This is a genomic window from Bacilliculturomica massiliensis, assembly GCF_900605495.1.
Lineage (GTDB): Bacteria > Bacillota > Clostridia > Peptostreptococcales > Anaerovoracaceae > Bacilliculturomica > Bacilliculturomica massiliensis.
Genome location: NZ_LR027591.1, coordinates 1 through 12,377, shown reverse-complemented (window position 1 = coordinate 12,377; position 12,377 = coordinate 1). Strand labels below are relative to the sequence as shown.

At 56.4% G+C, this 12,377-nt stretch carries 10 protein-coding genes and 1 riboswitch; of the genes, 1 reads left to right on the top strand and 9 read right to left on the bottom strand.

Annotated features, from left to right (window positions below; all coding sequences use genetic code 11):
* Positions 1-2 precede the first annotated feature (2 nt).
* The 6 genes from E0E37_RS00500 to E0E37_RS00475 all read right to left on the bottom strand — a co-directional run bounded on the left by E0E37_RS00500 (position 3) and on the right by E0E37_RS00475 (position 9,021).
* Positions 3-1,658 carry an S-layer homology domain-containing protein gene (locus E0E37_RS00500; protein WP_130861023.1) on the bottom strand — a complete coding sequence of 552 codons (1,656 nt, stop codon included), beginning with the start codon at positions 1,656-1,658 and terminating at the stop codon, positions 3-5.
* Positions 1,655-3,544 carry an adenylate/guanylate cyclase domain-containing protein gene (locus tag E0E37_RS00495; protein ID WP_130861022.1) on the bottom strand — a complete coding sequence of 630 codons (1,890 nt, stop codon included), beginning with the start codon at positions 3,542-3,544 and terminating at the stop codon, positions 1,655-1,657. The genes E0E37_RS00500 and E0E37_RS00495 overlap by 4 nt, the downstream gene beginning before the upstream one ends.
* Complete coding sequence (locus E0E37_RS00490) at positions 3,544-6,159, bottom strand: FecR domain-containing protein (RefSeq protein ID WP_130861021.1); 2,616 nt, start codon at positions 6,157-6,159, stop codon at positions 3,544-3,546. The genes E0E37_RS00495 and E0E37_RS00490 overlap by 1 nt, the downstream gene beginning before the upstream one ends.
* Positions 6,153-7,673: an HD domain-containing phosphohydrolase gene (locus tag E0E37_RS00485; protein WP_130861020.1), complete on the bottom strand. Its 1,521-nt coding sequence runs from the start codon at positions 7,671-7,673 to the stop codon at positions 6,153-6,155. Before E0E37_RS00485 ends, E0E37_RS00490 begins: the two co-directional genes overlap by 7 nt.
* Complete coding sequence (locus E0E37_RS00480) at positions 7,670-8,494, bottom strand: MBL fold metallo-hydrolase (protein WP_130861019.1); 825 nt, start codon at positions 8,492-8,494, stop codon at positions 7,670-7,672. The genes E0E37_RS00485 and E0E37_RS00480 overlap by 4 nt, the downstream gene beginning before the upstream one ends.
* Before the next feature lie 260 nt (positions 8,495-8,754).
* On the bottom strand, positions 8,755-9,021 hold the full coding sequence (locus E0E37_RS00475; RefSeq protein WP_165445136.1) for a DUF2508 family protein: 267 nt from the start codon (positions 9,019-9,021) through the stop codon (positions 8,755-8,757).
* 88 nt (positions 9,022-9,109) lie between these two features.
* Between E0E37_RS00475 and E0E37_RS00470 the strand changes: the two genes are divergently transcribed.
* Complete coding sequence (locus E0E37_RS00470; protein ID WP_246019591.1) at positions 9,110-9,406, top strand: pro-sigmaK processing inhibitor BofA family protein; 297 nt, start codon at positions 9,110-9,112, stop codon at positions 9,404-9,406.
* A 304-nt stretch (positions 9,407-9,710) separates the two neighbouring features.
* Here E0E37_RS00470 and E0E37_RS00465 read toward each other — a convergent pair whose 3' ends face one another.
* The 3 genes from E0E37_RS00465 to E0E37_RS00455 all read right to left on the bottom strand — a co-directional run bounded on the left by E0E37_RS00465 (position 9,711) and on the right by E0E37_RS00455 (position 11,654).
* Positions 9,711-10,247 (bottom strand): folate family ECF transporter S component, encoded by a 537-nt coding sequence (locus tag E0E37_RS00465; protein WP_130861017.1) that lies wholly within the window; start codon positions 10,245-10,247, stop codon positions 9,711-9,713.
* 106 nt (positions 10,248-10,353) lie between these two features.
* Positions 10,354-10,454: riboswitch (THF riboswitch) on the bottom strand.
* A 19-nt stretch (positions 10,455-10,473) separates the two neighbouring features.
* Positions 10,474-10,857 carry a DUF4363 family protein gene (locus tag E0E37_RS00460; protein ID WP_130861016.1) on the bottom strand — a complete coding sequence of 128 codons (384 nt, stop codon included), beginning with the start codon at positions 10,855-10,857 and terminating at the stop codon, positions 10,474-10,476.
* Positions 10,857-11,654, bottom strand: a complete 798-nt coding sequence (locus E0E37_RS00455; RefSeq protein WP_130861015.1) for a DUF421 domain-containing protein — start codon at positions 11,652-11,654, stop codon at positions 10,857-10,859. Before E0E37_RS00455 ends, E0E37_RS00460 begins: the two co-directional genes overlap by 1 nt.
* Positions 11,655-12,377 lie beyond the last annotated feature (723 nt).

The window sequence follows — 12,377 nt, the reverse complement described above, 5'->3', positions numbered from 1 at the left end:
CCTCACTGAAGCATGGCGAAGTTTTTTATGATCTGCGCCGTCTCGGCCCGGGTAGCCGGCGCGGCCGGCATGAGCCTGCCGTCAGAACCGCTGATCAGTCCTGCTCCGCAGGCCCATCGGAAAGCGGGAAGAGCATAGGGCTTCACGTCGGCGGCGTCGGGATATGGACGGAGATCCGCGTTATCCGCGCTTTCCGTTTCCTGCAGGGAGCTTCCCGCGGCGGCTGCGCCGGGGGTTTGGCCGCTTTTCGCATAGTTATTCAGCATAGTGACCAGTTCCTCCCGGGTCACCGGGGCGTCGGGCCGGAAACAGCCGTCGCCGTCGCCTTTGATCACGCCCCGTTCAAATGCCCATCCCGCTGCCTTCACATACCATCCATCTGCCGGAACGTCAGAGAAATACGCAGTTCCAGACAACAGCTCATCAGGATAAAGGGAAAGGTGAAGATTTGCAAGCGCGGTGACGAACATGGCGCGGGTCATCGCAGTTTCCGGATCAAAGGCGGCGTGAGAGGTGCCGGCCAATATTCTGTTTTCCGAGGCGAAGGACACGGCGCCGGCATACCAGGCGTCTTTCGGTACATCTGCAAAAGACGGGATATCTTCGGTGCTCAGTCGGAAAACGTGCCGAGAAAAAGGATCCGCCGCGTACAGCAGACCGCCGTATGCGATCATGGATCGGGGAGAGACCGGATGTCGGGCCGCGGCCAGAGGATCCAAAGGGTCCAGACTGCCCGCGTCCATGCCGTGCGATGTGTCGGCGGCCGTCAGGGTGCTGACGTAACCGTCTCGAATACGGCGGATCGCCTGGTTGCCCGTGTCTGCGATATAGACAGATCCGTCCTCGCCCACGGCGATCCCCTGCGGGTTGGCGAAACGCGCTGCGGCCGCAGGGCCGTTTCGGTAGCCGGTCTGAAAAGCGGCGTCGCCGCTCTGCAATACTGCTCCGGCCAGCGTGGCAACGGTCCCGTTCTCTATCTTGCAGATCCGATGATTGCCGGAATCCGCCACATACAGTGTGCCGCCGCTCCAGCACAGGCCGGTGGGCTGGCGGAAACGGGCGTCGGAAAGCGCGCCGTCCGCGCAGCCTTCGCCGTTTCCGGCAAAGGTTGTGACCGTTCCGTCTGCGCTGAGACGGCGTATCACATTGTTTCCGGTGTCCGCGATATAGAGACTGCCGCTGTCGTCCCTGGCAAGACCTGTGGGACGGGAGAATTGGGCTTTTGCGGCAGCGCCGTCGCGTAGTCCCGTCTGACCGTCCCCCGCTGCGGTGACCACCCGTGAGCCGTCCATATAGCGGATCACGTTGTTTCCCGTATCGGATACGGCGTACCCGCGGAGGAAGGGGGCGACGGACCACGGATGGGAAAAGAGGGCGTCGGCCTGTTTTCCATCCCGATAGCCGCCTGCAGGCGCGCCGTCTTCGCCAGAACCGGAAAGGGCGCCGGCAAACAGGGAAAGCGTACCGTCGGGCCCCTGCTGCCAGATAACTTTATAATATTCATCTGTGATGAGCATGCCCCCGTCCGCCGTCCGGCACAGGCCGGACGGACTGCCGGGATTCTGCGGAGCGGAATCGCCGTCCGCCCCATTTACAGGGGCATATGAGCCACAGACGAATATTGCCGCCAATAGGACGGAAAAAATTCTTCTTCTCATACTTTATGATCCTCTCGGGATGTTTTTTCCGGGGACAGACCGTCCACGCGAAAAATTTCAAATCCCTCCGTCTTTCCTTTTAATGTGATATTTGTCCCCAGAGATGTGAGCTGTACGCGGTCCCTCACTGCGTCCGCAACAGCGGCGCTGACCAGTATATTTCCGGGAGGCGCGTTGGATTCCAGGCGGGAGGCCGTGTTCACCGTGTCGCCGATGGCCGTGTAATCCATGCGGAACGGTGAGCCGATGTTGCCCACCACGGCGGGCCCGCAGTGGATGCCGATGCCGAAGCTGACTGTGAACCCGCATTGCGCGCGGAGACTCTCGTTCAGTCGGCGGGAGCGTTCCTGCATGTCCAGAGCGGTCTTTACCGCCTTGAAAATGCTGTCTTTCTGAGGCAGTGGAGCGCCCCAGAAGGCCATGGTGCAGTCGCCTATGAATTTGTCCAGAGTGCCTCCATTTTCCAGGATGCAGTCGGCGGTCAGCGTCAGACAGCGGTTTAGGATGTGGACCATCTGAGCGGGAGCCAGACGCTCGCTCATGGTGGTAAAGCCCCGAATATCGACAAACAGTACGGCGATCTCCGTAAGCCGTCCTCCCGTTTCCAGTGAATCACTGCCGTCATGGAGCAGTTCGCGGACGATCTCCGGCGCAACATAGCGCTGAAACGTGTTTGTGACCCGGCGTTTTTCCAGAGCCGCACGCGTGTAATTTAAGGCTACAGAGGCGATGAAGAGAAGCGTCACGGAAAAAGGGACATAAAGCGCCCGGAGCACGGTACCATTCTGGTACAGAAGCACACAGAATATCAGTGAGAAGCAGCAGACAGCAGACCACACGGCGACGGAGATCAGGATCCTGCGGTCCAGAAAGAAGTACAGACACAGAGCCGAGAGAAAGAAGACCGTCAGGAGCTGCGGAAAAAGGAGCGCCTCCGCCTTCCTGTCGCCGTGCAGGAGGGCGTCGATCTGATTTGCCTGATATTCCACACCGTACATGTGCTGCGCGCGGTCAATGGATGTGATAAAGTGATCCTGAAGTCCTGAAGCATAGGGACCGATCAGTACGATCTTGTCTGCAAATATCTCAGGAGGCAGCGTGCCGTCTAACAGGCCGCTCACCGAATAGCCGTCGCTGTAGCCTCCGGGAGCGGCCCGGAAGGGGACGTACCAGAGAGAGTGCTCGTCTATGTGCGGCGCAGTCTCCGGGCCCGGTTCCGTTTCGGGTCCGGCCGATCGTCCGCCGTCTTCGCCCCTGAGATCCATTTTCTCCGTATAGATCCGGCAGATCTGTGCGGCCAGAGAGGGGACTTCACTGCCGTCCGGCAGCTTCAGCCGCCAGATCGCGTGGCGGAGAACGCCGTCCTCATCAAGCATGGTATTGATATGGCCGGCAGCGGCGGCAGCCGACGACAGAGCGTCATAGGGCCCGTCGAATCCCACGATGGACGAGGGATCCATGTAGAACGAGCCGTCTTCCGCAGTGACGAGCCGGGATCCGAAATCCGCGGCGCAGGCTGCGACCACGGGAACGCCAAGGGAGCAGGCGTCGGCGAGAGCCTGGTCTCCGGCGGCTTCTGTCTCGCCGGAGTAGAGAATATCCAGGCCGATGACCGCCGGAGCGTTCTCCGGATCGGTGCAGAGCCTTCGGATGATATCCGCCATGAGACCCCGGCCCCAATTTTGAATGGGACCCAGTTCGTCCAGACTGCGCTGGTCGATCTCCAGTATGGCAATATTGCCGTCCAGCGCCTGAGGCCGCTGATAGAGCCGGTCGGACAACGCATTGTCCGGCCGGTACAGGAGGCCGCTTCCGCAGAGGGCGGTCATTGCAGCGGCCGCCAGCAGGCAGACGCAGATCTTTTTGAATTGGTTATAAGATGTCATTATAGAAGCGCACTGCGCAGTTGGTCGGAAGCCAGCGTATAATAGCCGTCGTCCTGATACTGTCCCGGGATGTGCTGATCCCTTGAAATCAGACAGACGATTTCTGACTTGGCCTTCAATGTGTACGAGCCGTCGGGGACGTTTGGAGCGGCCAGAGCCGCAGGAATACTGGTAGTATCAGTGGAGTTGTTTACGATCGCCACGTTGTTTATCGTGCCGGCCTGCTGGATCGTGACGAGGGCGCTGAAGTAGTTGCCGCTTATGGTGACCGGGGCGTCGCCCACCCCCGTGATGGATAAATTATAGCCCATAATGTTCTTATCCAGCTCCAGGCCGTCCCTGAGGTATAGATGACAAACCGTATCGATCCCCATACTCCCCATACTCCCCATATTGATCTGCTCAACAACTGATTTTGGATCGTCATATATTCCATAGGACAGCTGAGAGTTTTCGTCGTTAGACAAGCCGGCACAGCCGGAAGGGACCGTATATTCCACCTTTTCCGGATCTGCAAAGTACTGTCCGCCTGCTGCCTTCGCGACGGTTCCGCTGTTGAAGCGGAAGGACGCCTGCTCATTGTCGATGACCGCGGAAGCGGAAGCGGCCTGTACGACGGCGGCTGCGCCGCCTTCCACAACAAAGCCTTCAGCCTCCAGCTTGACGGGAGCAGGGGAGGACGGATCTCCCGCGGTGGGGGAGACTGGTTCCAACACGCTGCCGTTTCGGAGCGTGAAGATGTGGGAGCCGGATCCGGCGTGACGGTAACCGTAGACCGTGCCGCCGGTCATTTCGCCTGTCCCCGCCCAGGTCACAGCGTAACCGGAATCGCTCTGCAGCGTTCCCCCGCTGATCGTCAGATGGGAAGCGGGAGCGGCGCCTGTGATGGCGGAGGAACCGCCGTATATTTTGGGAGCTCCGGTGATCCGCACATCGCCTCCGGAGATCTCAAGGGCCGTCGCGCTGCCGGAACGACTGCGCAGCGTGAAGGTACCTGACATATCGATCCGCCCGGCGCTGCGCAGGACGGTCTCATTGGCGGAGATGATCCCCGTGCCCGAAAGAGAGATCGAGGCCCCGTCCTCCACTGTGATGGAGTACTGGCCCAGAGAAAGCTCGTAGGAGCTCAGATCCAGAGAAACACCCACCCCGGCCGGAAGGACCAGATCGCCGGAGATAGGGTTGGCGCCGGGCGAACTTGTCACCAGTCTCAGCCGATTGCTGTCGCCGGTAAGCGCGGCGAAGACGTCGTTCAGGCTCTCCATGTAAGTACTTCCTTCGTTGAGCACACAGGCGCCCGTTACAGAAAGCCGGGAACCCGAGCTGTCCTGAAAGGCGCCGGTGTTGTGGATGGGGGGAGCGGACAGGCCGGGCACGCCCCACAGTATACCTCCTTTAAATTGAAAGACTCCCGTATCAGACACGGCGACGGCGTTTCCCACATTGCATTGGATCAGGCCGGAGTCAACCAGCGTGCCTGCCACATCGAGGGAACCGTCGATGGTGGTCTGTGTGCCTCTCTCCAGGGTGAGAGATCTGCCCGCGGGGACCGTCACCGATTCGCCGTCTTGGATGGTAAGCGTGGTGGCAGAGGGGGCCGCGCCGTTTGCGATGGTCACGGCGCTGAAAGAGGTCAGGGCGGCGTTGGCCAAGTCTGCGGTCACAGCGCCTGTCAGCGTAATGGAGTCCGGGGTGGGTTCCGCCGGAGACGTGGGGGCGTTGCCTCCGCTGTTTCCGCCGCCGTTGTTTCCGCCTCCGCCGCCGCTACTGCCCACGGCCGATGAGCTGTCCCGAAAGATCCCGCTGTCCGCAATGATGTTTTCCCTTACTGCGGAGCCGGCGGCCTGCTGTCTTTTCAGCTGGGCGGCTTCGTCCTGGTCAAGGCGGCTCTGAGCGCCGCTGATCATGCTGTCCACATCCAGAGAGGACTGTTTTCTGATCTTGTCCGCCAGCTGCGGATCTCTTGCGATCTCCACCGCAGCAAACCCCGGGACCGCGGAAACTTCCATCTTTTCCACGGAAACGGCCGCGTCGCCGGCGCTTCCCGTGGGGCTTACGCAGGTGGCCGTCTGACCTACCTGTACCGTGACCACACGGGCCTTTCCGGAGGGGGAACTGTAATCGGTCAGCTGCACCGTTCCCTCCAGCAGATGCAGCTTTGATACCTGATCGTTTACGATCTCGATCACGCCTGCGGTGCCACGCACGCCGGCAGTCATGGTGGAACTTCTGACATTGAGACTCTCATCGCTTTCCAGAGGTACCTTTACGTTGAAAAAGAGCTTGCCGGAGTTGAGCAGGACTTCGAGCTTTTTGCCCGATTTCTGCACTTCGGCAGAGGAAGAGCCGTCCAGTTTTACTGCCTTTTTGTCGTCCAGGCTGATGTAAGCGTAGCTCTTTAATTTTGTGGTCAGGGTATTTCCGCTGGCCAATTTCATACCTTCCGTGATGACCAGAGATTTTTCATTCTTTCCCGTGAGGGAGACGGTCCCTTCCGTCCGTTCCAGCCGCATGGTGGTGGCCGCAGCGCTGTCCGCGGCAAATACGGGCGACGCCAAACTGCAGGAAAACATCAGCGCAAGGGCCAGAGTCCAGCTTATGAAGCGTTTCAGCATAAGTCCTCAACCTCCTTCGTGTATTCGGGCTGATTATACAGATCGATGGATTCGCCGTCTTCGGGATCTTCCCAGACGCGGCTCCGGCGGAACTGCGCCACCACGTCTGCGTCCAGCTTCCCCTCGGAGACCATTTCGTCCAGAATATCCAGCGCCTGCTCCGCAGAGACCGCGTCCTTATAAGGACGGTCGTGGGCGGTGAGCGCCTCGAATATGTCGAGCACGGTGAGCAGGCGGACCTCGGGGGCGATCTGTTCTTCGGTCAGGCCTTTGGGATAGCCCTGACCGTTTAGAAATTCGTGATGTTCTCCCGCCCAGATGGGTACTTTTTCATAGATGCGGGGAAAGTGCATCCGGGACAGCATTTTGGATGTGGTGACCACGTGATTCTGCATGATCGCCCGTTCCACTGCCGTCAGCGTACCGTAGCGGATCATGAGCGCCCCTTTCTCTTCCTCGGTGAGCAGGGGCCGGGCGCGGCCGGTCTTCCGGTCGAAATACGGCTTCTGCGCCATTTTTTCGATCTGAGCCACGCGGTCGTCCGTCACATATCTTGCCCGGTTCACATCCAGTATGAGCTGACGGTCCTGCTGGACAGACTTAAGCCTGTGGGCGTACGCTTCTTCGGTGAGTTTTCCCCGCAGGTATTCGATCTCGCAGTTCAGCTCGATCTCCGTCAGGCGATGGAAGATCTCACGCAGTTCTTCCTCCGTCAGCCGGGAGGACTTGTCCATGATCGAGAGGGGGACGTTCAGCTTGCCGATGTCGTGAAGCCACACGCACATGAGGAATTGTTCGCGGCCCAGGCGGGTCATATGCCAGGGGTTGCCCTGGCCCTCCTGCCAATCCAGAAAGCGCACGGCGAATTTGACCATGTTTCTGGTGTGATTGGCGTTGTAGGATGTACGCTCGTCGATGGCGGCGGACATCACGCCTACGAAGGAATCCAGCAGCTGGCGGATCTCCATGGCGTAGTTCATGTTGGTCAGGCAGATGGCGGCCTGAGCGCCCAGAGCAAGAATAACAGGTTCAAATTCTTTGGCGAAAGGTATGGTGCGGCCGGAGTCGTCGAGGGCGTTGATGAGCTGCAGCACGCCGATGATCTGCCCCTGATCGTTTTCCATGGGTACGATCAGCATGCTCTGGGTATGGTATCCCGTCATCTTGTCGTAACGGCAGGGTCCTGAAAAATCGTAGCCGTCGCAGCGGTATACGTCTTTGATATTGATCAGCGTATTGCACAGGACTGCGCAGGCGCAGGCATTTTCCGGGCTCAGAGTCACAGGCGGCAGGGTCACGTGGCCGTGGCTGCCGCCCTCCCAAACATTTTGGGAGCGGGTTATTTTATTCCTGAAATACAGGCGGTCTTTTTCCAGTTGATACAGCGTGCCGCCGTCGCAGTGTGTAATATCCATGGCGGCGGTCAATATCGTCTCCAGCAGGCGGTCGTGGTCCTTCTCGCTGGACAGAGCGATACTCACCTGCAGGAGTCTTTCCATGGTTAAATTGTTCATAGACAGATCCTCTCTCCGCACCTTGCAAAACGATAATGATCGTCGCCCCGCATCTGAAACAGTCGTTCCTCAAACTCATCCAGCTGTCTGTCGGTCCGCTCCGGAGCGTGATGGATGATCCGGAGTTCTTCGGCGCCGCAGCGCCTGCCCACGGATACTGCAGTCTCCCACGCCATATGGCCGTAACCCTGGTGATCCGTCAGTTCCTCCTTCGTGAACTGTCCGTCGATGAGAAGGAGGGAACAGCCGGCGGCGAAATCAACGAGACGCTGCAGGGAATACTCGCTTTCCTCTGCGTCGCTGACATAGACCAGACTGCGGTCTTGGCAGGACAGCCGGAACGCTGTGCTACCGCCGGGATGCACAACTTCCAGACATCTGACCTCCACGGCTCCCAGTGCAAACATCGGAGCCGGCAGGTCCTCCCAGCGCATGTGAGCGGCGAAGGATTCCGGCCCCACCGGCCACAGCGGGGGAGCAAGCAAGGCGGCCACCTGTTCCAGCGTGTGCCGTCCATCTCGTGGAGAAGAATACAAAGATACAGAAAACTCGCTCCGCTGCAGCAGCGGACAGAGGGGCAGGCCCATCAGATGATCCACGTGGGGGTGGGAAAGCAGCAGGGAAAAACGCTGCTCCCCATGTGGAAAAACATCGGCCAGAGACAGCAGACCGGTACCGGCGTCCAGCACGATGGACTGGCCGCCCATCTGAACAAAAACGCAGGCGGTGGAGCCGCCGTACCGGGCAAAAGCCGGGCCCCATACCGGGCAGGAACCTCTGACGCCAAGGAGCGTCACCACCCCATCGTCTTCTGTCTGCATATCCGTTGCCACCTGTTTACCACCTGTTCTCGTTACTGCGCGTCCCACAGCCTGTGGGAAAAACTGCGGAAGCGCTGATCGTTTCGCCTTTTTTCTTCATTATATTCCATTAAAAAAATCCTGTAAATGAACGTTTCCAGTACCTACCTGCCCCATTCGTCTACAGTTTGTTGACTCGTGGCATAAAAAAATCCGCATCGGCCGTCGGCGGCGGTGCGGATCTTGGATATGAGGTTTCCGTTTGTTGGACGGAGCGCGGTTCAGAAATGAAGGTCTTTCTCTCTGGCCTGCTTCATCAAGTACGTATATTTGGTCTTGGCTGAAAGCATATCGTAGATGGCCTGATCCACCAGATCCTGATTGGTGGCTTCATTGAACCGGCTCTCGGCCATTTTATAGTCTCTGCGCGCTCCTTTTATGGCGGAGATCAGCAGATCGTCTTCCGTCGGCGCCACCGGTATATTCAGGAAGCTGCGATAGGCGCGTCCCATGATGTCCTTCACTCCGATAAAATTATTCGATCCCATTTTCCCACGTCCTTTCCCCATTTTGAATCACCTTGATAGTCTATTCTATGCCGCCCTGGAATATTTTATACAGGATAAGGTGAATTTGATGGACGAAGGAAGGGAGATGAGAAAGATGGACATGAGTACGGAGATCGGCATTTTGATCGCGTATGCGTTCGGCATCATAGTGCTTTATGTGGTGGGGTATTTATTTCTGGTCCCGCTGAAACTGGTATTGCGTCTGGTTCTCAACAGTCTGGCGGGAGGAGCTTTCATTCTGCTGTTCAATTGGATCGGGGGCTACCTTGGCTTTCACATGGCGCTGAGCTGGATCTCGGCTGTGGTGGTAGGGGTCCTTGGAATACCCGGCGCGCTGGCCTGGATGGTGATCGCGGGCCTGTGACCCGGCGGCTTATGTCCAGGCTGCCGGGGCGCATCGCCGCCGGGATCCGGTCCGTCGTTGGGATGGAGACCGGCCCGGGAGCGGTAGGCCGCACAAAAAATATAGAGAGACCCCGGCGGTGTGTGACGCTTTGATGGGGTCTCCCGTGAGTCTGGCTGTTTTACTGTGAAAGATCTCTCTTTCAATCGCTATATATTATAGCCTGATGAGGAGAAAATTGCAAGGGCAATGTGTAAAAAATTATCCGATCGCCAGGATGTCCTGCAGCCGGCACTGCCTTTCAGGATCTCTCAAACACTCCGCTTCAGACGCTGAAACGGTTCAATTCTTTGGACGCCCGTGAATAGAGCGGATAGTTGACAGCGGAATAAACCACACACATGCACAGGGTAACGGGAAGACGCATCATCAGAGTGGCCCAGTAATTCATTCCGTACATGAGAGAGAGCCAAAGGGTATTGACGAAGATCGAAGCCACCGTCTCCGTGACCAGTGTGATCAGGAGAATCTGCAGCCATCCCAGGCGCTGCCATCCCAGCGAGCGTTTCAGCAGGGCGGGAATCAGTCCCGTCAGCATGGCCGTCACTGTAAAGCCGGGGAAATAAGCGCCTCCAAAGGGAAAGACCACAGCGCCGACAAAATCGGCCACCGCGCCGGTAGCAGCACCCCAAAAAGGTCCCAGAAGCAGCCCGGCCAGCAGAAGTGGCACATGTCCGAACCCGATGCGAACGGAATTGTTGCCCAGAAACGGGATGTAAAAGCTGAGAAATTGAGTCAGTACGATGGATAGTGTGGCGAAAAGAGACGCCAGTACCAGTGAACTTAATGTTTGTTTCTTCATAATAAAAAACCTCCCTTTCTTTAATGTAAGAAACAACGAGTGTACCACACTAAAGACAGGGAAGCTGTATGCAAAATTCAGCCGACCCGCATATGTTCTCTAATGCAGCAGCGGACGCAACGATATATCGCAAGCCCGGGCTGCGGGCCTTTCGTTCATGAGCGACATCCCATCTCATGACACTTAACGCATATCGTTTACTCTACTGCTTATTAGAATACTATGTTTACATGATATTTTCAAGATTTATTCGTTCGTTCAGGAAAAGAAAACGGAGCTGCTCGCGGATGCTGGCCAGCTCTCCCAGCGCGCTGGATCTGTCCTCGGCGTTGATATACGCTTCCGCCCGGGCAATTGCAAAATCTGTATCCAGCATGGAAGACTGTTCAAGGAACAGAGAGAAGGCAGCCTCGTCTTTGTGCCAGCTCTCGGAAAAACGCCGGAATTCTTCTTTCGCCGCCGGCCAGTCCTCCGCCGCCACGCTGACTTCGATCTCTTCCTCGATGACGGCCACAAGGCCGCCCAGCGTATCTTCACAGTAGGTCATGAAACCGAACCAGATACCTAAGATCAGGAGCAGGCTGACCGTAGAAATAATTAAGGACCGCATTACTGTTTCCCCCCTTTTTTATCCCTGGAGTTTCCAGGCTTTCCGGGATCGCAGGTCCCGGACTTCGGCGCTTTCATGGCCTCGGAGCCGGGCTGATTCAGATCGCAGACCTTTCGGCCGGTGTGCTCATCTTTTCTATAGACATGAAGCTCCTTTTTTTCGTCCGTAAAACACAGGAAGACCTGGCTGTAATCGGAGATGTCATAAGTATGCAGTTTCGTAAGGAACTGTTTTTCTGTCATGCCTACCTTATCCAGATTGCCCGCGTAAAGGCTGCCGTCTGAGATCAGGACCATGGGGAGCATTTCGCTGTCAGTTTTGAGAGAGAGGTCGGAAGGAGTGAGAGCGCGTTTATCTGGTGATGGGATAACGCTGAGATCGCCGTTGACCTCCATGATGGCATAATCCAGATCGGCAAGGGACGGATAATTCTTCAGCCGCAGCTGTTCCGTCAGATCATTGATACTGATCCTCAGCCGGTTCAGCTCTTTTACGTCAATGTTGCCCTTGTCGATGAGGATGCTGGGTTTTCCGTTGATGAACCGTTTAAACTTTTCGCACTTCAGAGAGATCACGGAAATGAGCACCTGCAAAAAGAGCAGGGTGACCAGCGACGTGATCCCCGTCAGTATGGAAACATCCGGCGATTCGATAGGAAGAGAAGCCAGCTCCGCGATCATAAAGAGAATAACCATTTGGAAGGGATCCATCTTGGACAGCTCGCCCTTTCCCATTACGCGCAGCACAAAAAGGACGATCACATACAATATAAAAGTACGTATTAAAATAATAAGCAAAAAACCACCGCCAATCTAAAGCATTTTGCACCTAGTCTGCCCGCCGGCTGTCGGGAATATACCAAACCGCCGTCGATGTGTGCAGACACGCAGACCGTGTCTCATTTTTTCTAAGCAGAAAAGCTGACGGAATCTACAATAACTGTAAAACCGCTACATTATATATACAGACGCAGTATATAGCCGTGGAATACCGCGGATGGGAACAGCAGAAACGAACATACTCTGAGGAAACGTCGAAACGTGCGGCTGCAATTTATTTTTATGTTCAATGGAAAAAGTATGTATAAGTCCTGAGACGGTGGACATAATACCCTCAAGAAGAGCGACTGCAGGGGGTTAGAGGATCTTTGCAGAGATAATTGCAAAAAACTTAAAAAGATCTGTTGACAATCCATCCGAAGTTTGCTATTCTAATATAGCTGTCCCGCTGAGGAACAGCACAAGAAGAAACAGACGTCTTCCGAAAAACTTTGAAAAAAGTCGAAAAAACGGTTGACAAGCCGAAAGGAATCTGTTATTCTAATATAGCTGTCACCGAGAGGCGGCGGCGAAGAAAAGCGTGCGAAAAGGCTGTAAAGCCTGAGAAGCAAGCAATGAACCTTGATAACTCCATAGTGTAGAAATTGAGTCAAAGAGAACATTAAGTTGTTCTCAACTGGAGAACCGGCTTCGGCCGGCAGACTTCAGGAAAGATTCAAGTACAAACAATCAACACCATGA

Bases quoted from the DNA above. Each gene is read 5' to 3' on its own strand.
- E0E37_RS00500 (WP_130861023.1), bottom strand. From the start codon at position 1,658: ATGAGAAGAAGAATTTTTTCCGTCCTATTGGCGGCAATATTCGTCTGT.
- E0E37_RS00495 (WP_130861022.1), bottom strand. From the start codon at position 3,544: ATGACATCTTATAACCAATTCAAAAAGATCTGCGTCTGCCTGCTGGCG.
- E0E37_RS00490 (WP_130861021.1), bottom strand. From the start codon at position 6,159: ATGCTGAAACGCTTCATAAGCTGGACTCTGGCCCTTGCGCTGATGTTT.
- E0E37_RS00485 (WP_130861020.1), bottom strand. From the start codon at position 7,673: ATGAACAATTTAACCATGGAAAGACTCCTGCAGGTGAGTATCGCTCTG.
- E0E37_RS00480 (WP_130861019.1), bottom strand. From the start codon at position 8,494: ATGCAGACAGAAGACGATGGGGTGGTGACGCTCCTTGGCGTCAGAGGT.
- E0E37_RS00475 (WP_165445136.1), bottom strand. From the start codon at position 9,021: ATGGGATCGAATAATTTTATCGGAGTGAAGGACATCATGGGACGCGCC.
- E0E37_RS00470 (WP_246019591.1), top strand. From the start codon at position 9,110: ATGGACGAAGGAAGGGAGATGAGAAAGATGGACATGAGTACGGAGATC.
- E0E37_RS00465 (WP_130861017.1), bottom strand. From the start codon at position 10,247: ATGAAGAAACAAACATTAAGTTCACTGGTACTGGCGTCTCTTTTCGCC.
- E0E37_RS00460 (WP_130861016.1), bottom strand. From the start codon at position 10,857: ATGCGGTCCTTAATTATTTCTACGGTCAGCCTGCTCCTGATCTTAGGT.